Origin of the sequence: Micromonospora sp. MP36 (assembly GCF_008119785.1) — a bacterium.
In the GTDB taxonomy this organism is placed as follows: domain Bacteria; phylum Actinomycetota; class Actinomycetes; order Mycobacteriales; family Micromonosporaceae; genus Micromonospora.
This window is the reverse complement of sequence record NZ_VSFA01000013.1, coordinates 57272-81494: the sequence shown is the minus strand read 5'-3', so window position 1 is coordinate 81494 and position 24223 is coordinate 57272. Positions and strand designations below refer to the sequence as shown.

The following is a 24223-nucleotide window of genomic DNA, read 5'->3' as shown; positions in this document are numbered from 1 at the left end:
GCTCCGGGTCGCCATGCGGCACCACCAGGCGTGGATGATTCGCTCGCTGACGCTCGCTCATCGCGTCTCCTTCGAGAAACAGGTCCGGACCGAGCCGAGCCCGGAGATCCGGGCCTCGTACGCCGCACCGGGGGTGACCGGCACCATCGGGCCGAGCGCGCCGGAGAGCACCACGTCACCGGCGCGCAGCGGGTCGCCGGCGCGGGCCATCGTCCCGGCCAGCCACTTCAGCGCGTGCAGCGGGTTGCCGAGGCAGGCCGCGCCCGCGCCCACCGAGACCGGCTCTCCGGCGTGCTCCAGCACCATGCCGCACAGCCGGAGGTCGACGTCGGCGAGCCGGCGGGGCGCGGTGCCGAGCACGAAGAGCCCGCTGGAGGCGTTGTCCGCCACGGTGTCCACGATGGAGATGTCCCACCCGGCGACGCGCGAGTCGACGATCTCGATGGCCGGCAGCACGTGGTCCACGGCCCGGATCAGGTCGACGGTGGTGACCCGCTCGTCGGGCAGGTCCGCGCCCAGGACGAAGGCGATCTCCGCCTCCACCCGGGGCTGGAGCAGCCGGCCCATCGGCACCTCGACGCCGTCGCCGACCGCCATGTCGTCGAAGAGCACCCCGAAGTCGGGCTGGAAGACGCCGAAGTTCTCCTGCACCGCACGGGAGGTCAGGCCGATCTTCGCCCCCACCCGGCGGTGGCCCTTGCCGAGCCGCTGCCGGGTGTACACCTGCTGCACCTGGTAGGCCGCCTCGATGTCGCCCTCCGGCAGCAGCCGCCCCCGCAGGGGCGGGCACGGCTTCTCCTCCTGCCGGGCCACGGCCAGTTCCCGGTTCGCGGCCTCGATGTCGACAGTGGTCATCCCCGCTCCTCGCTGCGCTCGCTGACGACGTCCGGACATTCTGCCCTTCGTGCCGCTCCCGGCGCCGCCTCGCTCGCTCATGTGAGGTCCACGCAGACGTTGGTGAGCTCGGAGTAGAAGTCGAGGGAGTGCACGCCCCCCTCCCGGCCGATGCCGGACGCCTTCACCCCGCCGAACGGGGTGCGCAGGTCACGCAGGAACCAGGTGTTGACCCAGACGATGCCGGCGTCCAGCCGCGACCCGGCCCGGTGCGCCCGGCCCACGTCGCGGGTCCAGACCGTCGCGGCCAGGCCGTAGTCGGTGCCGTTGGCCAGGGCGTACGCCTCCTCCTCGGTGTCGAACGGGGCGACGTGGACCACCGGGCCGAAGATCTCCTCCCGGTTGGTGCGGGCGTCCGGCCCGAGCCCGGTCAGCACGGTCGGCTGCACGTACGCGCCGCCGTCGCGGGCGTCGCCGAAGCGCGGCACCCCGCCCCCGGCGCGTACCTCGGCGCCCTCCGCCCGGGCCAGGTCGTAGTGGCCGAGCACCTTGTCCCGGTGGGTGTGCGAGATGAGCGGCATGTTCGCCGTCGCCTCGTCGGCCGGCCAGCCGTACGCCAGTTCGTCGGCGCGCTTGGCGAGCCGCGCGGTGAACTCCTCGAAGACCGGCCGCTGCACGTAGATCCGCTCCGTGCAGAGGCACACCTGGCCGCCGTTGGTGAAGCTGGACCGGACCGACCCGGCGACCGCGGCGTCCAGGTCGGCGTCGGCGAAGACCAGGCCGGCGTTCTTGCCACCCAGTTCGAAGCTGACCGCCTTAACCCCGTCCGCGGCGGCCCGCATGATGGCGCTGCCGGTGGCGGACTCCCCGGTGAAGGTGATCGCGTCCACGCCCGGATGCCGGGTGAGGAACTCCCCGGCCGAGTCCGGGCCGAAGCCGTGCACCAGGTTGAACACGCCCTCCGGTACGCCCGCCGCCGCCATCACCTCGGCGAGCAGGGTGGCCGAGGCCGGGGTCTCCTCGCTGGGCTTGACCACCACGGCGTTGCCGCAGGCCAGCGCCGGGGCGACCTTCCAGGTGAGCAGGAGCAGCGGCAGGTTCCACGGCACGATCACCGCGACCACGCCGACCGGCTTGCGGACCGCGTAGTTCAGCGCCCGGCCCCCGGTCGGGGTGACCGTGGTGAACGACTCGGTCGGCGCCGTCGCCACGATCTCCGCGAACGCCCGGAAGTTGGCCGCGCCGCGCGGGATGTCCAGCGTACGGGCCTGGGAGATGGCCTTGCCGGTGTCGGCCACCTCGGCGGCGACCAGGTCGTCGAAGCGGCGTTCCAGCTCGTCGGCGACCCGGCGGAGCACCTCGGCGCGCTCCCGCTCCCCCAGCCGGCCCCACGGCCCGTGCAGCGCCGCGCGGGCCGCGCGCACGGCATCGTCCACGACGGACGAGGAGGCCTCGACCACCTCGAAGACCGGCTCGCCGGTCACCGGGCTGTGCTTGGTGAACCGCCGCCCGTCGGCGACGAACTCGCCGCCGACGAAGTTTCGCAGCAGACCCGGCCCGTCCGGCGCCTGCCCGGCCATCAGCCGGGGATCCCAGAGCGTCATCGCCGCCTCCCTCTGCCGAGCACCATCGCCGCACCGGCCAGCGCCGCCACCGCGCCGGCCGCGACCGCTCCGAGCACCTGGTACTGCCGGCGCACCCGGCGGCGCACCTCGGCGTACGGGGTGGTGGAGAAGGAGACCAGCTCGTACTGCGACACGTACCGGCCGGGCAGCGCCCGCTCCAGGGCGTGCTCGATCCGCTTGCGGGTCTGGAACACCGGCGAGGCGACCTTGTCCCGCATCTCCACGAAGTTGGCCAGCGCCATCCGGGCGATCGCCTCGACGTTGGCCTGCCGGCGCTGCTGGAACAGCGGCAGCGCCGCCGCCCACTCGTCGGCGCACTCGTCGAGGCAGCGGTCCAGCTCGACCACGTCCTCGAACGCGCAGTTCGCGCCCTGGCCGTAGAACGGCACGATGGCGTGCGCCGCGTCGCCGAGCAGGCCTACCTTCCCGGCCACCTGCCACGGGGTGCAGCGGACCGTGCCGAGCACGCCGATCGGGTTGTGCTGGTAGTCGTCCACCAGGTTGGGGGCGAGCGGGACCAGGTCCGGGTAGTGGGTGCGGAAGTACCGCTCGATGGCGGCCGGGCTGCCCAGCGACGCGAAGCTCGCCGTGCCGTGGGTGGGCCAGAACAGCGTGCAGGTGAAGGAGCGGTCCGGGTTGGGCAGCGCGATCATCATCGAGGTGCCGCGCGGCCAGATGTGCAGCGCGCCCGGGTCCAGGGCGAACTCGCCGCCGATCGGCGGGATGGTCAGTTCCTTGTAGCCGTAGTCGAGGAAGTCCAGGCTCTCGGTCAGCGCGCCGTACCCGAGGAGCTGCCCACGCACGGCGGAGCCGGCCCCGTCGGTGCCGAGAACGACCGACGCGGCGGCGGTGACCTTGCCCTGCGGGGTCTCGAAGGTCATCTCACCGGTGGTCGGGTCCAGGCCGACCAGCCGGTGGTCGAAGGCGATCCGCACGCCCGGCAACGCGGCGGCGGCGTTGAGCAGGGCGTTGTTCAGCGCGCCCCGGCTGATCGAGTTGATCGCCCGGTCACCGGAGCCGCTGTACGACTGGAACTGCGGCTCCCCCTCGACCGGATGGATCATCCGGCCGCGCATCGGCAGCGCGTCCGCCATCACCTGCTGCTCCAGCCCGATCCGGCGCAGTGCGTCCAGGCCGCGCTCGGAGAGCGCCAGGTTGATCGAGCGACCCCGCTCCACCCGCCCGCTACGCGGGTCCGGTCGCCGCTCATAGAGGGCCACCGGATAGCCGCGCCGGGCCAGGTAGCAGGCCAGCAGACAGCCGGCCAGCCCGGCCCCGACCACGGCGATCTCGTCGCGCTCGCTCATGACTCCTTCTCCACCGTCGCGGCCAGCGCGTCGGCGACCCGCCAGCAGTCGTGGTACGTCGAGTAGAGCGGCACCGGCGCGAACCGGACGATGTCCGGCTCCCGCGCGTCGGCGATCACGCCATGCTCGTGCCGCAGCCGCTTGGTCAGCTCGTTGGCGCTGCCCACCCCGATCCGCACGGAGAGCTGGCAGCCCCGACGGGCCGGGTCGCGCGGGGTGACCACGGTCAGCGGCCGGTCGAGGGTCACCTCGTCCAATAGCCGCTCCAGGTAGCCGGTGAGCCGAAGGCTGCGCTCCCGCAGCGCCGGCAGGCCGACCGAGTCGAAGAGTTCCAGCGAGGTACGCACCGGCCCCATCGCGAAGATCGGCGGGTTGGAGATCTGCCACGCCTCGACGGTGGCCGGTGGCCGGGAGACCGGGGTCATCTCGAACCGGGTGGCGGCCTCGGTGCTCCACCAGCCCTCGAACCGGGGCAGGCCGGGGTCGCCCAGGTGTCGCTCGTGGACGAAGACGCCGGCCAGCGCGCCCGGCCCCGAGTTGAGGTACTTGTACGAGCACCAGGCGGCGAAGTCGACGTCCCAGTCGTGCAGCGCCAGCGGCACGTTGCCGACCGCGTGCGCCAGGTCCCAGCCGACCACGGCGCCGGCGGCCCGGCCCGCGGCGGTGATCGCCGGGATGTCCATCAGCTCGCCGGTCAGGTAGTTGACGCCGCCGAGCAGCAGCAGCGCGACGGTGTGCCCCTCGGCGGCGAGGAAGTCCAGGACGTCCTGGGTACGCAGGGTGTCCTCGCCGGGGCGCGGCGCCAGCCGGACCACGGCGGCGTCCGGGTCCAGGCCGTGGAACCGGGCCTGGCTGCGCACCGCGTAGCTGTCCGAGGGGAAGGCGCTGTCCTCGATGACGATCCGGGTCCGCTCCCCCGCCGGCCGGTAGAAGCTCACCATCAGCAGGTGCAGGTTGACCGTGAGGGAGTTCATCACCACGGTCTCCGCGGGGAGCGCGCCGACCAGTCGCGCGGCCGGGGCGGTGAGCAGTTCGTGGTACGGCAGCCAGGGCCGCTCCGCCTCCAGGTGCCCCTCCACGCCCAGCCGCCGCCAGGCGTCCAGGTCGGCGAGGAGTTCGTCCCGGGTGGCCCGGGGTTGCAGGCCCAGCGAGTTGCCGGCCAGGTACGCCACCTCGGGGTACCGCCCACCCTCGGCGGGGGGCACGTGGAACAGGTGCCGGTGCCCCGGGTCGGCGGCGTCGCGGTCGCGGGCTTCTTCTTCGGTGTGCATGTCTCGTTCTCCGGTCACATCGCGGTCCGGGCCGACCACAGCTCCGGGAAGACCACCCGGGCCATGCTGCGCTGCAGCCAGGCCAGCCCGGCCGAGCCGCCGCTGCCGACCTTGGCGCCCATGGTCCGCTGCACCGCCTTGACGTGGTGCCAGCGCCAGTCGGCGAACCGCTCGGCCACCTCGGTGAGCGCCTCGCCCAGCAGGCGCAGGTGGTTGTCCGGGCCGCCGTCGGCGTAGATGCGCACCCAGGCCGCCTCGACCGCCGGGTGCGCCTCGTGCTCGGTCGCCACGTCCCGGTCGAGCAGTTCGCCGGGGAGGTCGAAGCCGCGCCGGGCGAGCAGGGCGACCACGTCGTCCCAGAGGCTCGGCGCGGCGAGGGCGGCGGTCAGCTCCGCGTACACCTCGGTCTGCCGGCGGAACGGGCGGATCAGCGCCGGGTCGCGCAGGCCGAGCAGGAACTCCAGCTGCCGGTACATGGCGGACTGGAAGCCGGAGCCCTCGCCGAGCCGGTCGCGGAAGCGGTTGAAGTCGGCCGGGGTCATCCAGCGCAACCCCTGCCAGGCGGCGTTCAGCCCCTCCAGGTGCAGGGCGGCGCGGCGCAGCGGGGGCAGCGCCTCCCAGATCCGGTTCGCCCGCAGCTCCCGCTGGGTGTGCCGCAGCTCGTGGCAGGTCAGCCCGAAGTACAGCTCCATGATCTGGCTGACCATCAGGAAGGACATCTCGCCCGGATCGTCGCTGAGCGGCTGCTGCAACTGGTGCAGCGTGCTCGCCCGCACGTAGGCGTCGTAGGGCACCCGGTCGGCGAACTCCAGCGTCGGTTCGCCGCCGTTGCGCGCCGCCCGGGCCGCCCGCTGCTGCGGGGTGGCCGGACGAACCGCCGTCGTCTGTTCCACCGTCATCTCCCTCGGTACGCGGGGTAGACGACATGATCCCGCTACCGGATCCGCGGATGGAATGCCTGTTCAACGGCGGTACGGTGGTTCGACCTGTCGTGTTGAAGGCCGCACGGCTCCGGGGTTCACGAAAGAAAGGTCACGCAGTGGACGACATGGACTGGGCCCTGCTGCGCGAGCTCCAGGCCGACGCCCGGCTCTCGTTCAGCGAGCTCTCCCGCCGGGTGCACCTGTCGCCGCCGGCCGTCGCCGAGCGGGTCCGTCGGCTGGAGGAGTCCGGCGTGATCAGCGGCTACCACGCGCACGTGGACCTGACCCGGGCCGGCCGTACGGTGGTCGCGATGATCCGGATGTCCTGCTACGGGTCCCGTTGCATCCTCAACGACCCCGAGGTGGCGGGCTGGCCGGAGATCATGGAGATCCACCGGATCACCGGGGACGCGTGCAGCATGCTCAAGGTCGCGGCGGGCTCGATCGACGAGTTCGAGCGGCTCATCGACCGGCTCGCCCCGTACGGCCAGCCGTCCAGCACGATGGTGCTCTCCACCCCGTTGGACTGGCACCCGGTCACCCCGCTCCGACCGGCCGGTTCGCCCCCGCCCGGGCGCCGCCGCTGATCCGCCCCGGGTTTGCCCCCGAGCCAGCGGGAAAGCAGCCGGCACTGCCCGTCAGCAGGATTCCGGTGCGCCGCACCGGGAGGGGGGAACCATGCGAGGGCTCGTGTCACACCGCGCCCTGTCCGCCGTACTGGGCGTGCTCGCCCTGGTCGGGGTGTTCGTCCTGATGACCGCCTCCCCGGCCCGGGCCGGGGAGAACGTCTTCGTCGAGGTCACGCCGAACCCCGCGCAGGCGGGCACCCGGGTGAGCATCCGGGCGAGTTGCGACAACGCGAACAACCGGCAGGCCGAGGTGAACTCGGACGCCTTCGGACGGGTGATGCTCCGCCCGGACAACGGCTTCCTCACCGGGTCGGTGACCATCCCCGGCAACAAGGAGGCCGGGGACTTCCCGGTCGATCTGCGCTGCTCCAACGGGAAGACGGCCTCGACCGTGCTCACCGTGTTGAACATGGCCCAGCCCAGCAAGGGCCCGGCCACCGGCGGCGGCGGCACGGCCGGCGGCCGGGGCGCGGGCTCGCTGCTGCTGGTCGCCGGGCTGGTCGCGGTGGCGGTGGTGGCCGGCGTGGGGGCCCGCCGCAGGCCCGGGTCGCGCTTCTGACGAGGTGCGGCCATGGCCCGCCCACGGACCCGAGCCGGCCGGCAGCCGGACACCCGGGACGACGGCCGCACCACGCGGATCCGCGGCGACGGCCGGGGTGGCGCCGGCGCCGTGCGGGGCGCACCCGCGCCGGGCGGACCTGACGGTTGGGTCGACGGCCGGGGGCGCACGCCGCGGATCCAGGGCGACGGCCGCACCGGACTCCGTCGCGACGGCCGCATCCCGTCCGCCCGGACCGGGCGCCGCAGCGCCCGCATCCAGGGCGACGGCCGCACCACCCGGATCGGCGGCGGCACGCCGACCCGCCCGGAGGGCAGGATCCAGGGCGACGGCCGCGCCCGGCGGATCGGTGGCCGCACCCGGCCGGTCCGGGGCGTGGGCCACGTGCGGAACGTCCGGCCGCGGGCGAACCGGGACCACCGCCGGACCCGGCCCGGGGCGGCCGGCAACCGGCTGCGGACCTCGCTGCGGCTGGTGACCCAGGCGACCCGTCGGTTCACCCACGCCGCCGGTCAGGCCGCCACGGCTAGCGTCGCCACCGCCGACCCGCGGACCCGTGCCGCGCCGGTCCGGCCCACCCGGGCCGCGACCCGCTGGCGGTACGCGGCTCGGCGCGGCCCTGGCGTCCCCGTGCTGGTCATCGGCACGCTGATGGTGCTGATCATCGCGATGCTCGGCGTGGAACGGGTCACCGGCGTCACCGTGCTGCCGGACCGGCTCTTCGCCGGGCTGCGGCCACCGCCGAAGGAGTTCCCGGTGCTGGCGGCGAGCCCGCCGACGGACATCACGATCAGCAAGCTCGGTCTGCGCGCGCCGGTGCACCGGGTCGGCATCGCCGAGGACGGCAGCATCGCCGTACCGGCCCTGGAGCGGGCCGGCGAGGCCGGCTGGTACGACCAGGGGCCGGCCCCGGGGCAGAACGGCCCGGCGGTGATCGTCGGGCACGTCGACACCACCACCGGCCCGGCCGTCTTCCACGACCTAAAGAAGCTGGACGACGGCGACCGGGTCGAGGTGACCCGGGAGGACCGCTCGGTGGCCGTCTTCGAGGTCACCTCGGTGCAGCGGTACGGCAAGGAGCGGTTGCCGGTGAACGAGATCTTCGGCGACTTCAGCCGGCCGAACCTGCGCCTGATCACCTGCGGTGGCCGGTGGGTGGGTGGCGCGACCGGATACGCCGACAACCTGGTGGTCTACGCGTCCCTGGTCGACTCGCGCGGCCCGTGAGCCGCACCGGACCGGGCGGGCTCAGGCGGCCTCGGGCTCGGGCTCGCGCAGGTCCAGCCAGTCCGCCCAGCGCGGATCCGGCGCCCGGTGGCCGAGCACCCGCCAGGCCGTCCCTTTCGGGGCCGCCGGCAGGGAGTGCAGCCGCCACCCCAGCTCAGCCGGGGTCTTGTCACCTTTGGTGTGGTTGCACCGGGCGCAGGCGGCGACCACGTTCTCCCAGGCGTGCCGGCCGCCCCGGCTGCGCGGGAAGACGTGATCGATGGTCTCGGCCGGACCGCGGCAGTAGGCGCACCGCCAGCCGTCCCGGGCGAAGACGGCCCGGCGGGAGAGCCCGACGTGGGTGCGGTAGGGCACCCGGACGTAGCGGGTCAGCCGGACCACCGAGGGGACCGGGAGCGCGTTGCGGGCGCTGTGCAGGATGCCGTCGCCGTCGGCGACACAGACGGCCTTGGCGGAGAGCACCAGGATCGCGGCGCGACGCACCGACACGACACACAGCGGCTCGTAGGTGGCGTTGAGAACGAGTGCACCGGAGCCCGCCGTGGGTCGTATGTCAGGCATCGTGCTCACCCTCCCGGTCCAGCCGCTCCTGCCGCTGTCGCGCCGGGGGTGCCCCGCAGGCAGCGGGGAGCCGCACCGACGCCGGCCGGAATCACCGACGTCCGCTGCGCCCATCGTCCCTGATCGGACCCCGGATTGCACGTACTAATCCGGGGTACCCTCATGAACCTTTCGTGGCGCGTGCCACGATGGGCGGTTCCCTCCGGATGGCCAGTGGCCTGGCCCGCGTCGCGGTGGGTCAGCAGCGGACGCCCAGGAGCCTTGCGGTACGAAAGCAGGGTGAGTACCGCCGACCTGATGCTCCGCGCCCTGGCCGCCGCACCCGATCCTGGCCCGACACCATCCGCCGACTGCAAGAGCGACACCTTGTGCAAGCAGTTGTTGGACTTGACCAACTCGACCTGGTTCGCCGAGGGCAGCTACTGGATCGTCCTGAAGCCGCTGCGGATCATCCTGATCCTGCTGCTGGCGGCCGCCGCCCGCTGGGCCCTCCACCGGACCATCAACCGGCTGGTCCGGACGACCACCGAGACCGCGGTGCCCACCCTGCTCAAGCCGCTGCGCGAGCGGATCCCCAGCGCCGCAGCGAACCCGGAGGAGTTCGTCCCGGAGCGGCGGCGGCAGCGTGCCGAGGCGATCGGCTCGGTGCTGCGCAGCATGGTCACCGCGTTCATCTTCGGCATCGCGCTGCTGATGGTGCTGAAGGAGTTCAGCTTCGACCTGGCCCCGCTGCTGGCCAGCGCCGGCATCGCCGGCGTCGCCCTCGGCTTCGGCGCGCAGAGCCTGGTCAAGGACCTGATCGCCGGCCTGTTCATGCTGATCGAGGACCAGTACGGCGTCGGCGACACCGTCGACCTGGGCGAGGCGACCGGCGTGGTGGAGGCGGTGGGCCTGCGGGTCACCACCGTCCGGGACGGCCGCGGCGTGCTCTGGTACATCCGGAACGGCGAGATCGTCCGGGTCGGCAACAAGAGCCAGGGCTGGGCCCTGGTGGTGGTGGACCTGCCGATCGGCTTCGCCGGCACCGAGGAGGCCACCGCGGTGCTGCGTACGGCGGCGGCCTCGGTGGCGATGGACCCGGATCTGGCGCCCCAGATCGTCGAGGCGCCGGACGTGCTCGGCGTCGAACAGATGACGGTGGACGGGGCGGTGATCCGCACGGTGGTCAAGACGACCGCCGACGGGCAGTTCGCGGTCGGCCGCGAGCTGCGCCGCCGGCTGGCCGAGGCGCTGGAGAACTCCGGCATCACCGCCCGGATCGCGGCGGCCCGGCTCTACCCGGGCCTGCCGACCAACCTGCCGACTCCCGGGGAGACGGGCACCGGCGGGGCGACCTGAGGCGGGTCGCCAGCCGGTCCCGGCGGGAGGGCCGTTGTCGGGGGGTCGCGCGCCGAGCGGCCCCTCGGGTATCGTCCGTTCGTTCAGTCGGAGATGCGACGATCAATCCGTTCACCCTAGCCAGCTGTCAGACGATCGGGCAGAATCCGGTGCACACGCTCCCGCTGGGAGCGTGCTCGTGTCCTCGCTGATCCGTAAACCTGACGACGGTTCCCGGGCGGTCCATCACGAGTGGTCGGGCCGGGGACGATGGAGGCGACGGTGTCCGACGAGCGACCCGCCCAGGAGGGCTCGGCCACCTTCCGCGACGTGTTCAGCCAGCCGGAGTTCCGCGCCCTTTTCACCGCCAGCACGCTGTCCTGGGTCGGCGACTACCTCGCCAAGGCCGCGGTCACCGTCCTGGTCTACCAGCAGACCGAATCGGTGGCGCTCTCCGCCGCGGCGTTCGCGGCGAGCTACCTGCCCTGGCTGATCGGTGGCCCGCTGCTCTCCGCGCTCGCCGAACGGTATCGGTACCGGCAGGTCATGGTGACCTGCGACGTCATCCGGATGGCGTTGATGGCGCTGGTTGCCGTGCCGGGGATGCCCCCCTGGGCGCTCCTCGTCCTGATCTTCGTCGCCACCCTGGCCAACCCGCCGAGCCAGGCCGCCCGGTCCGCGCTGACGCCCCAGATCCTCCCCGGCGACCGGCTGGTGGTCGGTCTGTCGGTCACCACCAGCACCGCCCAGGCCGCCCAGGTGGTCGGCTACCTGCTGGGCGCGGCGATCGCCGCGATCAACCCGACCACCGCCCTGCTGATCAACGCGGCCACCTTCGCCCTGTCGGCCGCCCTGGTCCGGTTCGGCATCCGGGACCGGCCGCCCGCGATGACCGCCGCGCACCGCAGCCACCTGCTGCGGGAGACCGGTGAGGGCTTCCGCATCGTCTTCGGTCAGCCGGTCCTGCGGGCCATCGCCGTGGTGGTGTTCAGCGCGGTGGTCTTCTCGATCGTGCCGGAGGGGCTGGCCGCCGCGTGGGCGGCCGAGCGCACCGACGGCGCGTTGGACGCCGGCACCGCCCAGGCGGTGATCATGGCGGCCAACCCGGTCGGCTACATCCTCGGCGGGCTGCTGATCAGTCGGCTCGTCGCCCCGGTCCGCCGGGTGGCGCTGATCCGCCCGCTGGCGGTCCTCGCCCCGGCGGCGCTCGTCCCCGCCCTGCTCGACCCGCCGCCGCTCCTGGTGGCGCTCCTCGCCGCCGGTTGCGGTTTCGCGGTGGGAGGGCTGCTGCCGGTGGCCAACAGCCTCTTCGTCCGCGCCCTGCCCGACGGCTACCGGGCCCGGGCGTTCGGGGTGATGGCCAGTGGGACGCAGATCATCCAGGGCGGGGCGGTGCTAGCCACCGGAGCGCTCGCCGAGCGGTTCGCCATCCCCGCGGTGGTGGGCGTGTGGAGCGCCGCCGGGGTGGGCCTGATGCTCCTGGCGGTGCTCACCTGGCCGCGCCCGGAGACGGTGGCCGCGACCGTGGCGGCGGCCGAGGCCGATTCGGTCGCCGCCACCGGCCGGAACCCGCACACCCCGGCCATGCCGGGCGTGATCGGCGAGCGGGGCCGGCGCCGGCACGCGGTGGGGTGAGCTGACTCCCGCCGGGTAATCGCCGAGCGGGGCCGGCGCGGGCAGGCGGTGGGGGTGAGCTGACTCCCGCCGGCCGGTGGGCGGCGCCGGTGCGCCGCCGGCACCTGGCAGGATGGAAGGGTGAATTCCCCAGGCGAGTCGATGACCCTCTTCGAGGCGGTCGGCGGCGAACCCACCTTCCGCAAGCTGGTGGACGAGTTCTACGCGGGTGTGGCCAACGACCCGCTGCTGCGGCCGATGTACCCGGAGGAGGACCTCGGCCCGGCGGCCGACCGGCTGACCCTGTTCCTCATGCAGTACTGGGGCGGCCCGCACAGCTACTCGGAGCAGCGCGGCCACCCGCGGCTGCGGATGCGGCACGCGCCGTTCCGGATCGGGGCGGCGGAGCGGGACGCCTGGCTGCGCCACATGCGGCGGGCCGTGGACCGGGTCGACCTGCCACCGGAGATTGCCGGCGCACTCTGGGACTACCTGGAGCGGGCGGCGTACTTCATGGTCAACGTCATGGAGGACCCGGCCGCCGGGGCCTGACGCCCGAGGGCGCCGCCGAGGGCCAGGCCGAATGGCAGATGGCGGCCGACCGCGCGGCCCGGGCCCGGGGCCCGGGCCGGCGCGATCAGAGCAGGGCACCCTCGTCGTGCAGCCAGTCCACGAAGCTGGTGGCCACCGCCGACCCGCAGTCGAGCATCTCGACCAGCAGCGCGTCGTGGGTGCCGGCGCCGAGCGGGACCTGGAGCTCCGCGTAGATCGGCAGCTGACCGCGCTCGGTCGGGTCGCCGATGTACGCCTTGCAGAACCGTCGAGTGTGGTTCCACTCGTTGACCACGCGGTAGGCGCGGTCGGCCCAGTCCGGCGGCACCGTCGCGTGTGGACGGGCCCGCATCACCAGGATCTCGTCGTCCGGGCCCTCCAGCGTGACCAGCACCGCGTGCCGCTCCCACATGGCCAGCAGGTTGCCCCCACCGTCGGCCAGGTAGCGCACGTCGAGCAGGTCGAGTGCGTCGCAGACTCGGCGAAGGGTGACCGGGGCGACGGTTGCCGGCATGTCCGCGATCACGGGCCGCTCGGCGGCCGGCGTGTCGTCCCCCGGCTGGCGGGGGGTCGGTGGTCCGACCCGGACGGTGTCCTCCACTGTGATCCCGCTTCGAGTTTCCGGGTCGCCGCCACCGGCGGCACCTGGGCGCCATGACCACCACGGCATCGCTCGCGCACCTCACTCCCCAGCGGATCCAGCCGCCTACGGTGCGTTGGATCCGAGCATGGACGGTACCCGGACAGCCGGGCTGAGGCATCCCCCCAACGGACGCACCAAACCGGAAGGATGAGGTGTGGTCATACTTTCGGATGAGTAATAGTGGGCGTAAGGCTCAGCTCCGCCACCTTCTGCGACCAGGCAGCTCCGTACGGTCCGACCAGACCGACCCAACGGCCGGCGACACGTACCTGGACGTCGCCGGTGCCGACGAAGCCCATCCGGACCAGCCCCTGCACCAACCGCTGCGGCACCTCGACCGGCGCGTCCGGCAGGTCGTCCGGGGTCACCACCACGGCGACGTGGTCCAGCAACGCGTCCCGCAGCGCCCGTTGCCCCACCGCGCGGCCCGCCACGCCGTGCGTGGCCGCCTCGCGCAGCGTCCCGGCCGCCGCGGCGGCGATCCGGCGTACGTCCTCGGCGGGCAGGGTCTCCACCGCCCTGCTGGCCGGCGGCGGCAGCGGCCAACGCCAGCCGTCGTCGCGGCGCCGGGGCAGCCCCGAGCCCCCGGACGACAACTCGGCCAGCAACTCCCCGGCCGCGACGGTGACGTCACCCGGAGCCGTCCCGGTGACCGTCCGGACCACCAGGACGCCCCACGGCAGCCGGGCCCAGAGGGCGGTACGGCCGACGCCGGCCACCGGCCGGAGCCGGACCAGGGCGGCCGGGTCCAGCCGGACCAGCCGGGCCAGGAAGGCCCCCGCGTCGGCCACCCCGTCCAGCCCGTGTCGCGCCCCCGACCCGCTCACGGGGCCACCTCAGTTCGCGACTGCGGGGCTCGCAAACCCGGCTCACTCCTCGCGCTCACGGGACGACCCCGGGCGCGTACCGGAGCAGGAAGGCCCGCTCGTCCGAGGAGATCCGGCGGGGCCGCTGCGCCGCCAGGTCGAACGGGACGAGCACGGACCGGGCTCGACTGGCCAGCACCTCGCCGTCGTACAGCTCGTAGGCGACGGTGAACGAGGCGGCCCGGATCTCCTCCACCCAGAGCTCGATCCGGACCGTCGGCGCGGCCTCCGCGCTGGCCCGACCCAGCGCGTAGTCGACCGGGCGCAGGTAGTCGACCTCGTGCCGGCGGATGACGACCCCGTCGGCGAACGAGCCCATCCCCCACGCCCGGCCGCCGGCGAACATCATCGCCACCCGCGCCTCCTCGTAGAGCGTGAGGAAGCGCGAGTTGTTGACGTGCCCGTACGCGTCCAGGTCGGACCAGCGCAGCGTGCAGTGGTAGACGAAGCGGTCAGTCACGGGTGAGCTTGCGGTAGGTCACCCGGTGCGGACGGGCGGCCTCGGCACCGAGCCGGTCGATCTTGTTCTTCTCGTACGCCTCGAAGTTGCCCTCGAACCAGAACCACTTGGCCGGGTTCTGGTCGTCACCCTCCCAGGCCAGGATGTGCGTGGCGACCCGGTCCAGGAACATCCGGTCGTGGGAGATGACCACGGCGCAGCCGGGGAACTCCAGCAGCGCGTTCTCCAGGCTGCCGAGGGTCTCCACGTCCAGGTCGTTGGTCGGCTCGTCGAGCAGGATGACGTTGCCGCCGATCTTCAGGGTCAGCGCCAGGTTGAGCCGGTTCCGCTCGCCGCCGGAGAGCACCTTGGTCGGCTTCTGCTGGTCCGGCCCCTTGAACCCGAACGCGGCGATGTACGCCCGGGACGGCATCTCGACCTTGCCGACCAGCAGGTGGTCCAGCCCGTCGGACACCGTCTCCCAGACCGTCTTGTCGCCGGCCAGACCCGCCCGGCTCTGGTCGACGTACGACAGCGAGACGGTGTCGCCGACCTTGACCGAGCCGGTGGTCGGCTCCTCCAGCCCGACGATCGTCTTGAACAGGGTGGTCTTGCCGACGCCGTTCGGGCCGATCACGCCGACGATGCCGTTGCGCGGCAGCGAGAAGCTGAGGCCGTCGATCAGCACCCGGTCGCCGAACGCCTTGGTGAGGTCGTTGACCTCGATGACCGTGCTGCCGAGGCGCGGACCCGGCGGGATCTGGATCTCCTCGAAGTCCAGCTTCCGGGTCTGCTCCGCCGCGGTCGCCATCTCCTCGTAGCGGTCCAGGCGGGCCTTGGACTTGGTCTGGCGGGCCTTCGCGTTGGAGCGGACCCACTCCAGCTCCTCGTCGAGGCGCTTCTTCATCTTGGCGTCACGGCGGCCCTCGACGGCCATCCGGGCCGCCTTCTTCTCCAGGTAGGTGGAGTAGTTGCCCTCGTAGCCGATGGCCCGGCCCCGGTCCAGTTCGAGGATCCAGCCGGCCACGTTGTCGAGGAAGTACCGGTCGTGGGTGATGGCGATCACAGTGCCGGCGTACTTGGCCAGGTGCTGCTCCAGCCACTGCACGCTCTCCGCGTCCAGGTGGTTGGTGGGCTCGTCGAGCAGCAGCAGGTCCGGCGCCTCCAACAGCAGCTTGCACAGCGCCACCCGGCGGCGCTCACCACCGGAGAGCTGGGTGACGTCGGCGTCCGGCGGCGGGCAGCGCAGCGCGTCCATCGCCAGCTCGAGCTTGGAGTCGATGTCCCAGGCGTCGGCGTGGTCCAGCTCCTCCTGGAGCCGGCCCATCTCCTCCATCAGCTCGTCGGAGTAGTCGGTGGCCATCTGCTCGGCGATCTTGTTGAACCGCTCCAGCTTAGCCTTGGTCTCGGCGACCGCCTCCTCGATGTTGCCGAGGACGGTCTTGGTGTCGTTCAGCGGCGGTTCCTGCGCCAGCATGCCGACGGTGTAGCCCGGCATCAGCCGGGCCTCGCCGTTGCTCGGCTGGTCCCAGCCTGCCATGATCTTGAGGAGGCTGGACTTACCGGCGCCGTTCGGACCGACCACACCGATCTTGGCCCCCGGCAGGAAGTTCAGCGTCACGTTGTCGAGCACGACCTTGTCGCCGTGCGCCTTGCGCGCCTTTTCCAGGACGTAGATGAATTGGGCCACGGTGCGGGCTACCTCCGTCGATTGCGTCTGGGTCGCGGGCACGGGCGCGGGCCGGAAACTCCGCCCGCCGCCGCCGGCCGGGAGCCGGCCACGCGCACGCCGCCCTCAATCCTGACAGGTACGGCCCGGTCCGCCCACATCACCCCGCCGGGGAGGTACGCGACGGGCCCCGATCGGTGACCGATGTTGGCAAGATCACGTAAAGGGGTTCTGCGGGCGTGGGACGGGTAGGTGACTCCGGCACGGGGGAACAGAAGCCGCAGCTACGCTCAGTACGCTCATCGCGGTGGACCCGTCAGCACCCGGAGGTGGCCGATCGTGACCGTCCGTAGCTCCTTTGTCGTAGTGGCGAACCGACTGCCGGTCGACGAGGTGAGCACACCCGAAGGACGGCAGTGGCGGCGGAGCCCCGGGGGGCTGGTCACCGCGCTGCATCCGGTCCTCGCCGACCACCAGGGCACCTGGGTCGGGTGGGCGGGCGGCACCGGGGCCGCGCCGGAGCCGTTCGACCTGGAGGGCATCCGGCTGCATCCGGTGCCGCTGAGCGCCGAGGAACTGGAGCGCTACTACGAAGGCCAGTCCAACGCGACGATCTGGCCGCTCTACCACGACGCGGTGGAGACCCCGGTCTACAAGCGCCGCTGGCGGGAGACGTACCGGCTGGTCAACGCCCGGTTCGCGGAGGCCGCGGCGGAGGTCGCGGCCGAGGGCGCGACGGTCTGGGTGCAGGACTACCAGCTCCAGCTGGTCCCGGCGATGCTCCGGGAGCTGCGGCCGGACCTGCGGATCGGGTTCTTCCTGCACATCCCGTTCCCGCCGATCGAGCTGTTCATGCAGATGCCGTTCCGGACCGAGGTCCTGCGCGGCCTGCTCGGCGCCGACCTGGTCGGCTTCCAGCAGCGGCTGGCCGCGCAGAACTTCGTCCGGCTCGCCCGGCACCTGCTCGGCCTGCGCTACGAGGGGCAGATGATCCAGGTCGACGGCCGGCAGGTGAAGGCCGGCGCCTTCCCGATCTCCATCGACACCCGGGAGATGGAGCGGCTGGCCGAGGACCCGGCGATCCAGGCCCGCGCCAAGCAGATCCGTGAGGAGCTGGGCAACCCGAGGACGATCGTCCTGGGCGTCGACCGGCTGGACTACACCAAGGGCATCGAGCTGCGGCTCAAGGCCTTCCGCGAACTCCTGGCTGACGGGAAGCTGACAGTTCCCGACGCGGTCATGGTGCAGGTCGCCACCCCGAGCCGGGAGCGCGTGGAGCACTACCAGGCGCTTCGAGTGAAGGTCGAGCGCGAGGTGGGCAGGATTAACGGTGAATTCGGACGGGTCGGCCTACCGGCGGTGCATTATCTGCATCAGTCGTACAGTCGCTCCGAACTTGCCGCGATGTACGTCGCGGCAGACGTGATGATGGTGACCCCGCTGCGAGACGGAATGAATCTGGTGGCCAAGGAGTACGTCGCATCGCGCGCCGACCAGGGCGGCGCGCTCGTGCTCAGTGAGTTCGCCGGCGCCGCGACCGAGCTGCGCCAGGCGTTCCTGTGTAACCCCCACGACCCCGACGCGGTCAAGGACGCGCTGCTGCGCGCCGTGCACGTCGAGAAACCCGAGGCCCGCCGCCGGATGCGGATAATGCAGCGCCATCTGCGCACCCACGACGTGGGCCACTGGGCCAAGTCGTTCCTGACCGAACTCGGCGTGCCCGATGCGGAGGCGGCGTGAACTTCCCCACCACCACCGCCCCGGCCGGGGTGATGGATCCCGAGCTGCGTGCCGCCATCGGCCGGATCGCCCGGGTGCCGCAACTCCTGGTCGCCTGCGACTACGACGGCACCTTGGCCCCGATCGTCGACGACCCGAGCAAGGCCGTGCCGCTGCCCGAGTCGGTGGCCGCGGTCCGCGCGCTCGCCTCGCTGCCGCAGACCACCGTCGCGGTGGTCTCCGGGCGTGCGCTGCGCGACCTGGCCACGCTCTCCCGGCTGCCCAGTGAGGTGCACCTGGTCGGCAGTCACGGCTCGGAGTTCGACATCGGCTTCGTCGAACGGCTCTCCCCCGAGCTGATCGCGGTACGCACCCGGCTGCGGGACGCGCTGCGCCAGATCGCCGCCGAGCACCCGGGCGTACGGCTGGAGCGCAAGCCGGCCAGCGTCGCGGTGCACACCCGCGGGGTGGACCCGCAGGTGGCCGCCTCGGCCGTCGAGGCGGTCCGCAGCGGCCCGGCCACCTGGGACGAGGTGACCGTCACCCAGGGCAAGGAGGTCATCGAGCTGTCGGTGGTGGCCACCCACAAGGGCACCGCCGTCGACCAGCTCCGCACCCAGCTCGCGGCGAGCGCGGTGCTCTTCATCGGCGACGACGTCACCGACGAGAACGCCTTCGGCAACCTGCACGGCCCGGACGTCGGCATCAAGATCGGCCCCGGCGACACCCAGGCCGACTACCGGGTGGCCGAGCCGATCGAGGCGGCCCGGGCGCTGGGCCTGCTGCTGGAGACCCGCCGGCACTGGCTCTTCGGCGAGCGCGCGGTGCCGATCGAACGGCACTCGATGCTGGCCAACGGCCGCACGGTCGCGCTGCTCACCCCGGACGCCAAGATCACCTGGCTGTGCCACCCGAAGCCGGACTCGGCGGCGATCTTCGCCGACCTGGTGGGCGGCAGCCCGGCCGGGCACTTCAGCATCTCGCCGGAGCGCGGCGGCATCCCGCTCGGTCAGCGCTACCGCAGCGGCACCATGACCGTGGAGACCCGGTGGTCGGGGCTGACCGTCACCGACTGGCTGGACGTGCCGGCGACGGAGACCACCCCGGACGGCCCGGCCGTCGTCAGCGGCGACTCGACGCTGGTCCGGGTGCTCACCGGCACGGGGCGGGCCCGGGTGGACTTCGCCCCCCGGCCCGAGTTCGGCCAGGTAGCGGTGCAGTTGCAGCCGATCGACGACGGCCTGCTGGTGCTCGGCTCCAACGAGCCGATCGCGCTCTACTCCCCGGGCGTGACGTGGGACGTCACCAGCGACGGGGTGAACGAGACCGCGAAGGCCGTGGTCGACCTCTCCGCCCTCGGCGGGCAGATCGTGCTGGAGCTGCGCTTCGGCACCCAGAGCCTGGAGCACCACACGGTGCCGATCCACGAGCGGCAGGCCGCCGCCGAGCAGCCCTGGAAGGACTGGGTGGCCGGGCTGCGGCTGCCCAACACCGCCCGGGACCTGGTCGCCCGCAGCGCGCTCACCCTGCGCGCGCTCTGCCACGAGCCCAGCGGCTCGATCCTCGCCGCGGCAACCACCTCGCTCCCCGAGGAGCTGGGCGGCGTCCGGAACTGGGACTACCGCTACTGCTGGCTGCGGGACGCGTCGATGACGGCCCGGGCGCTGGTCGACCTCGGCTCGACCGAGGAGGCGGAGGCGCTGCTGCGCTGGATCGACGGCGTGGTCGAACGCACCGGCGGGCACCCGGAGCGGCTGCACCCGCTCTACACCGTCGACGGGTACGAGCTGGGCGCCGAGGCGGTCATCGACACCCTGCCCGGGTACGCCGGCTCCCGGCCGGTCCGGGTCGGCAACCTGGCCAACCACCAGCTGCAGCTCGACGTCTTCGGCCCGATCGCCGACCTGATCGCGGCGGTCGCCGACGCGCGGGGCTCGGTCCGTGAGGACGAGTGGCGGGTGCTGGACAACATGGTCGAGGCGGTCCGCCGCCGCTGGCACGAGCCCGACCACGGCATCTGGGAGGCTCGCCTCCCCCCGCGGCACCACATCTTCTCGAAGGTCATGTGCTGGATGACCGTCGACCGGGCGCTGCACGTGGTCCGGCAGCACGGCCACGAGGACCGGCCGGAGTGGGTGGAGCTGCGCGACCGGATCGCCGCCAACGTGCTGGAGTACGGCTGGCACGAGGTGGCCGAGGCGTACAGCGTCGCGTACGGGCACGAGGACATGGACGCCTCGTCGCTGTGGATCGGCCTGTCCGGGCTGCTCCCGGGCGACGACCCGCGCTTCCTCTCCACCGTGCTCAAGATCGAGGCGGACCTGCGGAGCGGCCCGGTCGTTTACCGGTACCACTGGGACGACGGCCTGCCCGGCCGGGAGGGCGGCTTCCACATCTGCACGGCGTGGCTGGTCGAGGCGTACCTGCGCACCGGCCGGCGCATCGACGCGGAGGAGCTGTTCGTCCAGATGATCGACACGGCGGGTCCGACCGGACTGCTCCCGGAGCAGTACGACCCGCTCGCCGAGCGCGGCCTGGGCAACCACCCGCAGGCGTACAGCCACCTCGGCCTGATCCGCTGCGCCCTGCTGCTCGACAACATGCTCAAGCAGTGACCTGACCAGCACCACCGGCGGCCGGAGACGAAAGTCTCCGGCCGCCCGTTTTACTGTTCCCCCTCAGCGACGGATGGCCCCCACCCACGACAGGTTTCCGGGGAGCCCGCCCCGCGGAAGGATCAAGCCTGACCGCCTGGAGCGGGGTGGGCTCCCCGGAAACCGGACGACCCGGACAAGGGGTCAGACGTCGAGCGCCCCCACCACGTCGCCGATGACGACGATGGCGGGTGGGTGGATGCCTGCCTCGACCACGTCGGCCGCCACCGCGCCGAGCGTCGAGCGGAGGGTGCGCTGGCCGCTGGTGGTGCCTTCCTGGACCACGGCCACCGGGGTGTCGGCCGGGCGGCCGTGGGCCACCAGGGTCGCGCTGATCGCGGGAAGATTCTTCAGGCCCATCAGGACCACCAGGGTGCCGCGCAGGCCGGCCAGGGCCTCCCAGCGGACCAGCGAGGCCGGCGAGTCGGGTGCCACGTGCCCGGAGACCACGGTGAACTCGTGCGCCACCGCCCGGTGGGTGACCGGGACACCGGCCACCGCGGGCACGGCGACCGCGCTGGTCACCCCGGGCACCACGGTCACCGGCACGCCCGCCTCGGCGCAGGCCAGCAGCTCCTCCCCGCCCCGGCCGAAGACGTACGGATCGCCGCCCTTGAGCCGGACCACGAACTTCCCGGCCCGGGCCCGGTCCACCAGGATCCGGTTGATCTCCTCCTGCGCGCGGGACGGCCCGTACGGGATCTTCGAGGCGTCGACCAGCTCGACGTCGGAGCGCAGCTCGTCAAGGAGCAGCCCGGGCACCAGCCGGTCGGCGACCACCACGTCCGCTTCGGTGAGCAGCCGCCATCCCTTCACGGTGATCAGCTCCGGGTCGCCCGGCCCCGCGCCGACCAGCGCCACCCGCCCAGCGGTGTCGACAGGGGGCCCCTCCTCCAGTACCGGAGACGTCAGGAGGGGGCCCTGCCGTGCACCCAGCAGGTCGCGGACGGCGTCGCGGACGGTCATCGCACGGCGGGGGTCACCGCCGCCGAGCACGGCCACCGTGACCGGGCCGTGCCGGGTGACCGCGGGAGTCCACGCGGTGGCCGCCGCCCGGTCGTCGGCGCGTACGCAGAAGATCCGGCGCTCGGCGGCGGCGGCGCTGACCGCGGCCGCGGCGGCCGGGTCGTCGACGGCCACCTGGACCAGCCAGGCGCCGTCCAGGTCGGCGGGGACGAAACGACGCGGCTCCCAGTGCAGCCGGCCCGCGTCGGCGTGCGCCCGCAGCGCCGGGGTGAGTTCCGGCGCGACCAGCAGCACGTCCGCGCCGGCGTCGAGCAGCGCGGGCACCCGCCGGGTGGCCACCGCGCCCCCACCCACCACGACGACCCGGCGGCCGGCCAGCCGGAGCCCGAGGGGATACGGGTTGCCGCCGCTGGGCCGAATGGTTCGCTCGCTCACGCCGCCACCTCGCTCCGCTCGGCGGCGGCGCGACGCGCCACGCTGCTGAGCCGAATGGTTCGCTCGCTCCGCTCGCTCACTTCTCGGCCACGCCCGCCGAGTCGAAGGTGGCGACCTCGTGCAGCACCCGGACCGCGCCGGTCACCACGGGGAGCGCGAGCAGCGCGCCGGTGCCCTCCCCGAGCCGCAGCCCGAGGTCGATCAGCGGGTCGAGGCCGAGCTGCCGCAGGGCCGCCGTGGCGCCCGGCTCGGCGGAGCGGTGCCCGGCGACCATCGCCCCGACCGCGTCCGGCGCGAACGCGGCGGCGGCCAGCGCGGCGCTGACCGCGATCACCCCGTCCAGCAGCACCGGCACCCGGCGCGCGGCGGCGCCCAGGATCAGCCCCGCCAGCGCGGCGTGTTCCAGCCCGCCGACCGCGGCCAGCACGCCGAGCGGATCGGCCGGGTCCGGCGCGTGCCGGTCGAGCGCGGCCCGCACCACGTCGACCTTCCGCGCGTACGTCCCGTCGTCCACTCCGGTGCCCCGCCCGGTCACCTCGGCCGGGTCGGCCCCGGTGAACGAGGCGACCAGCGCGGCGGCCGGGGTGGTGTTGCCGATGCCCATGTCGCCGGTCAGCAGGATGCCCGCCCCGGCGTCGACGAGTTCCCCGGCGATCCGGATGCCGGTCTCCACCGCCGCCCGCGCCTCGTCCCGGGTGAGCGCGGCGGTCACCGTCATGTCCCGGGTGCCGGGGCGGACGCTCGCCGCGACCAGCCGGGGTCCGGCCGGGTCGGTGCCGGGCGACAACTCCAGCTCGGCTGGCGGCCATAATTCGGCCTCCGCGCCGCTAGGCGCCGCTCCGGACCGAATGAAGGCCGGTCTGACGCCGCGCTGCGACCTGGAGCTGTCGGCCGCCGGGTCGATCGGGAGCGGGGTGGCCACGCCGACGTCGACCACGGTGACCGAGGCGCCGGCCTGCCGGGCGAACGCGTTGACCACCGCGCCGCCGGCCAGGAAGTTGCCGATCATCTGCGCGGTGACCTCCTGCGGCCACGGGGTCACGCCCTGGGCGTGCACGCCGTGGTCACCGGCGAAGATGGCCACCGCGGCCGGCTCGGGCAGCGGCGGCGGGCAGGCACCGGCCAGCCCGGCGAGGCGTACGGAGAGGGGCTCCAGGGCGCCCAGCGAGCCGGCGGGCTTGGTCAGCCGGCCCTGCAGCTCGCGGGCCGCCGCCATGGCGGTCTCGTCGAGCGGCCGAATCGCCGCCACGGTGGACTCCAGCATCATTCCTCCAGGATCTCCGCCAGCACATCGGTGAACGCGTCGGTCGTCGCCGGATCGCGCACCGCGATCCGCAGCCAGTCCGGGCCGAGCCCGGGGAAGGTGTCGCCCCGGCGTACCGCCCAGCCACGCTCCCGCAGCCGCTCCCGCACCGCCGCGGCGCCGGGCCGGTGGATCAGGACGAACGCGCTGGCCGGGCGGCCCGCGACGCGTACCCCGGGCAGGCCGGACAGGCGGGCCACGAGGTGCTCGCGGTCGGCGGCGAGCCCGGCGGCGATGGCGCGCTCGGCCGCGACGGCGGCCGGGGACGCGCAGGCGGTGGCGGCGGCGAGCGCCGGGGTGGAGACCGCCCACAGCGGCTGGGCGGCAGCGAACCGGGCCAGCAGCGCCGGCTCGCCGAGCAGGTAGCCGACCCGCAGGCCGGCCAGCCCCCAGGTCTTGGTGAGGCTGCGGACCACCACGAGGCCGGGCAGGTCGCGGCGGGTCGCCAGGGACTCGGGCTCGCCGGCCACGCCGGGAGCGACGGTGGTGTCGGCGAACGCCTCGTCGACCACGAGCACCCGGCCGGGGCGGGCCAACGCGGCGAGCTGCGCGGCGGGGTGCAGCACCGAGGTCGGGTTGGTGGGGTTGCCGAGCAGCACCAGGTCGGCGTCGGCGGGCACCCGGGCTGGGTCGAGCCGGAAGTCGTCGGCCGGGTCGAGCAGCACCCGCTCGACGGCGTGCCCGGCGGCCCGCAGCGCGGCCTCCGGCTCGGTGAACTGCGGGTGCACCACCACCGGTCGCCGGGCGTCGCGCAACGCCCGGGCGATCAGCACGAAGCCCTCCGCCGCGCCGGCGGTGAGCAGTACCTCCTCCGGGGTACGCCCGTGCCGGGCGGCGACGGCGGCCCGGGCCGGACCGGGGTCGGGGTACGCGGCCAGCTCGCCCAGCGCCGCGACCAGCGGGTCGGCCAGCCAGTCGGGCATCGGCGCGCGGCGGACGTTGACGGCCAGGTCGACCAGCCCGGGGGCCACCTCGGCGTCCCCGTGGTGCCCGAGGTCGGGCTCGTCCCGCGGGTCCGCTCCCGGCCCGGCGGCGGGCGTTCCGGTCAGCTGAGCACGCATGTCCGCGATCCTGCCGGGAAGCCGTCGCCCGGGACAGCGGATCCCGGCG

The 24223-nt window shown here is 73.5% G+C and carries 21 protein-coding genes; 8 read left to right on the top strand and 13 right to left on the bottom strand.

Going from position 1 to position 24223, the window contains the following annotated elements; translation table 11 throughout:
* Nucleotides 1-57: 57 nt before the first annotated feature.
* From FXF52_RS13625 to FXF52_RS13605, 5 genes are all read right to left on the bottom strand, one after another.
* Nucleotides 58-855, bottom strand: coding sequence for a 2-keto-4-pentenoate hydratase (locus FXF52_RS13625; RefSeq protein ID WP_148797099.1), 798 nt, complete (start codon nt 853-855; stop codon nt 58-60).
* Between the two features lie 77 nt (nt 856-932).
* Nucleotides 933-2414 carry a 2-hydroxymuconic semialdehyde dehydrogenase gene (locus FXF52_RS13620; RefSeq protein ID WP_148797231.1) on the bottom strand — a complete coding sequence of 494 codons (1482 nt, stop codon included), beginning with the start codon at nt 2412-2414 and terminating at the stop codon, nt 933-935.
* Between the two features lie 20 nt (nt 2415-2434).
* Nucleotides 2435-3766 (bottom strand): NAD(P)/FAD-dependent oxidoreductase, encoded by a 1332-nt coding sequence (locus tag FXF52_RS13615; protein ID WP_148797095.1) that lies wholly within the window; start codon nt 3764-3766, stop codon nt 2435-2437.
* Nucleotides 3763-5037, bottom strand: a complete 1275-nt coding sequence (gene kynU / locus FXF52_RS13610; RefSeq protein WP_148797093.1) for a kynureninase — start codon at nt 5035-5037, stop codon at nt 3763-3765. The genes FXF52_RS13615 and kynU overlap by 4 nt, the downstream gene beginning before the upstream one ends.
* A gap of 14 nt (nt 5038-5051) precedes the next feature.
* The gene (locus FXF52_RS13605; RefSeq protein WP_148797090.1) at nt 5052-5936 is read right to left on the bottom strand and encodes a tryptophan 2,3-dioxygenase; all 885 of its coding nucleotides are present in this window, start codon (nt 5934-5936) and stop codon (nt 5052-5054) included.
* Nucleotides 5937-6076: 140 nt separating this feature from the next.
* Between FXF52_RS13605 and FXF52_RS13600 the strand changes: the two genes are divergently transcribed.
* The 3 genes from FXF52_RS13600 (at nt 6077) to FXF52_RS43010 (ending at nt 8375) form a co-directional block, all read left to right on the top strand.
* The gene (locus FXF52_RS13600; RefSeq protein WP_148797087.1) at nt 6077-6547 is read left to right on the top strand and encodes an Lrp/AsnC family transcriptional regulator; all 471 of its coding nucleotides are present in this window, start codon (nt 6077-6079) and stop codon (nt 6545-6547) included.
* A 91-nt stretch (nt 6548-6638) separates the two neighbouring features.
* Nucleotides 6639-7148, top strand: a complete 510-nt coding sequence (locus FXF52_RS13595; RefSeq protein WP_148797084.1) for a hypothetical protein — start codon at nt 6639-6641, stop codon at nt 7146-7148.
* A 453-nt stretch (nt 7149-7601) separates the two neighbouring features.
* On the top strand, nt 7602-8375 hold the full coding sequence (locus FXF52_RS43010; protein WP_255471923.1) for a class F sortase: 774 nt from the start codon (nt 7602-7604) through the stop codon (nt 8373-8375).
* Nucleotides 8376-8396: 21 nt separating this feature from the next.
* Here FXF52_RS43010 and FXF52_RS13585 read toward each other — a convergent pair whose 3' ends face one another.
* Nucleotides 8397-8936 (bottom strand): HNH endonuclease, encoded by a 540-nt coding sequence (locus tag FXF52_RS13585; protein WP_148797078.1) that lies wholly within the window; start codon nt 8934-8936, stop codon nt 8397-8399.
* Nucleotides 8937-9233: 297 nt separating this feature from the next.
* On the opposite strand from FXF52_RS13585, the gene FXF52_RS13580 reads away from it, so the two are divergent.
* The 3 genes from FXF52_RS13580 (at nt 9234) to FXF52_RS13570 (ending at nt 12419) form a co-directional block, all read left to right on the top strand.
* Nucleotides 9234-10274 (top strand): mechanosensitive ion channel family protein, encoded by a 1041-nt coding sequence (locus tag FXF52_RS13580; RefSeq protein ID WP_148797229.1) that lies wholly within the window; start codon nt 9234-9236, stop codon nt 10272-10274.
* A gap of 249 nt (nt 10275-10523) precedes the next feature.
* Nucleotides 10524-11888 carry an MFS transporter gene (locus FXF52_RS13575; protein ID WP_148797075.1) on the top strand — a complete coding sequence of 455 codons (1365 nt, stop codon included), beginning with the start codon at nt 10524-10526 and terminating at the stop codon, nt 11886-11888.
* Between the two features lie 141 nt (nt 11889-12029).
* The gene (locus FXF52_RS13570; protein WP_148797226.1) at nt 12030-12419 is read left to right on the top strand and encodes a globin; all 390 of its coding nucleotides are present in this window, start codon (nt 12030-12032) and stop codon (nt 12417-12419) included.
* A gap of 85 nt (nt 12420-12504) precedes the next feature.
* Here the strand turns inward: FXF52_RS13570 and FXF52_RS13560 are convergent, their stop codons facing one another.
* The 4 genes from FXF52_RS13560 to ettA all read right to left on the bottom strand — a co-directional run bounded on the left by FXF52_RS13560 (nt 12505) and on the right by ettA (nt 16057).
* Complete coding sequence (locus FXF52_RS13560; RefSeq protein WP_148797072.1) at nt 12505-13089, bottom strand: YbjN domain-containing protein; 585 nt, start codon at nt 13087-13089, stop codon at nt 12505-12507.
* Between the two features lie 131 nt (nt 13090-13220).
* Complete coding sequence (locus FXF52_RS13555; RefSeq protein WP_148797068.1) at nt 13221-13889, bottom strand: hypothetical protein; 669 nt, start codon at nt 13887-13889, stop codon at nt 13221-13223.
* A gap of 55 nt (nt 13890-13944) precedes the next feature.
* Nucleotides 13945-14388, bottom strand: coding sequence for a thioesterase family protein (locus tag FXF52_RS13550; protein WP_148797065.1), 444 nt, complete (start codon nt 14386-14388; stop codon nt 13945-13947).
* Nucleotides 14381-16057: an energy-dependent translational throttle protein EttA gene (gene ettA, locus FXF52_RS13545; protein ID WP_148797062.1), complete on the bottom strand. Its 1677-nt coding sequence runs from the start codon at nt 16055-16057 to the stop codon at nt 14381-14383. The genes FXF52_RS13550 and ettA overlap by 8 nt, the downstream gene beginning before the upstream one ends.
* A gap of 318 nt (nt 16058-16375) precedes the next feature.
* Between ettA and FXF52_RS13540 the strand changes: the two genes are divergently transcribed.
* Both FXF52_RS13540 and otsB read left to right on the top strand, forming a co-directional pair.
* Nucleotides 16376-17776, top strand: a complete 1401-nt coding sequence (locus FXF52_RS13540) for a trehalose-6-phosphate synthase (RefSeq protein ID WP_148797060.1) — start codon at nt 16376-16378, stop codon at nt 17774-17776.
* A 32-nt stretch (nt 17777-17808) separates the two neighbouring features.
* Nucleotides 17809-20370 (top strand): trehalose-phosphatase, encoded by a 2562-nt coding sequence (otsB, locus tag FXF52_RS13535; RefSeq protein ID WP_148797222.1) that lies wholly within the window; start codon nt 17809-17811, stop codon nt 20368-20370.
* A gap of 183 nt (nt 20371-20553) precedes the next feature.
* On the opposite strand, the gene cobA is transcribed toward otsB, so the two are convergent.
* The 3 genes from cobA to cobC all read right to left on the bottom strand — a co-directional run bounded on the left by cobA (nt 20554) and on the right by cobC (nt 24174).
* Entirely contained in the window at nt 20554-21795 is a 1242-nt protein-coding gene (gene cobA, locus FXF52_RS13530; RefSeq protein WP_148797217.1) for a uroporphyrinogen-III C-methyltransferase, read from the bottom strand.
* Between the two features lie 91 nt (nt 21796-21886).
* On the bottom strand, nt 21887-23074 hold the full coding sequence (locus tag FXF52_RS13525; protein WP_148797220.1) for a nicotinate-nucleotide--dimethylbenzimidazole phosphoribosyltransferase: 1188 nt from the start codon (nt 23072-23074) through the stop codon (nt 21887-21889).
* Nucleotides 23074-24174, bottom strand: a complete 1101-nt coding sequence (gene cobC / locus FXF52_RS13520; protein ID WP_148797058.1) for an Rv2231c family pyridoxal phosphate-dependent protein CobC — start codon at nt 24172-24174, stop codon at nt 23074-23076. Before cobC ends, FXF52_RS13525 begins: the two co-directional genes overlap by 1 nt.
* Nucleotides 24175-24223: the final 49 nt, after the last annotated feature.

Coding starts and splice junctions, on each gene's coding strand:
- FXF52_RS13625 (WP_148797099.1), bottom strand. CDS start 855: ATGACCACTGTCGACATCGAGGCCGCGAACCGGGAACTGGCCGTGGCC.
- FXF52_RS13620 (WP_148797231.1), bottom strand. CDS start 2,414: ATGGCCGGGCAGGCGCCGGACGGGCCGGGTCTGCTGCGAAACTTCGTC.
- FXF52_RS13615 (WP_148797095.1), bottom strand. CDS start 3,766: ATGAGCGAGCGCGACGAGATCGCCGTGGTCGGGGCCGGGCTGGCCGGC.
- kynU (WP_148797093.1), bottom strand. CDS start 5,037: ATGCACACCGAAGAAGAAGCCCGCGACCGCGACGCCGCCGACCCGGGG.
- FXF52_RS13605 (WP_148797090.1), bottom strand. CDS start 5,936: ATGACGGTGGAACAGACGACGGCGGTTCGTCCGGCCACCCCGCAGCAG.
- FXF52_RS13595 (WP_148797084.1), top strand. CDS start 6,639: ATGCGAGGGCTCGTGTCACACCGCGCCCTGTCCGCCGTACTGGGCGTG.
- FXF52_RS13585 (WP_148797078.1), bottom strand. CDS start 8,936: ATGCCTGACATACGACCCACGGCGGGCTCCGGTGCACTCGTTCTCAAC.
- FXF52_RS13580 (WP_148797229.1), top strand. CDS start 9,234: ATGCTCCGCGCCCTGGCCGCCGCACCCGATCCTGGCCCGACACCATCC.
- FXF52_RS13575 (WP_148797075.1), top strand. CDS start 10,524: ATGGAGGCGACGGTGTCCGACGAGCGACCCGCCCAGGAGGGCTCGGCC.
- FXF52_RS13570 (WP_148797226.1), top strand. CDS start 12,030: ATGACCCTCTTCGAGGCGGTCGGCGGCGAACCCACCTTCCGCAAGCTG.
- FXF52_RS13560 (WP_148797072.1), bottom strand. CDS start 13,089: ATGCCGTGGTGGTCATGGCGCCCAGGTGCCGCCGGTGGCGGCGACCCG.
- otsB (WP_148797222.1), top strand. CDS start 17,809: ATGGATCCCGAGCTGCGTGCCGCCATCGGCCGGATCGCCCGGGTGCCG.
- FXF52_RS13525 (WP_148797220.1), bottom strand. CDS start 23,074: ATGCTGGAGTCCACCGTGGCGGCGATTCGGCCGCTCGACGAGACCGCC.
- cobC (WP_148797058.1), bottom strand. CDS start 24,174: ATGCGTGCTCAGCTGACCGGAACGCCCGCCGCCGGGCCGGGAGCGGAC.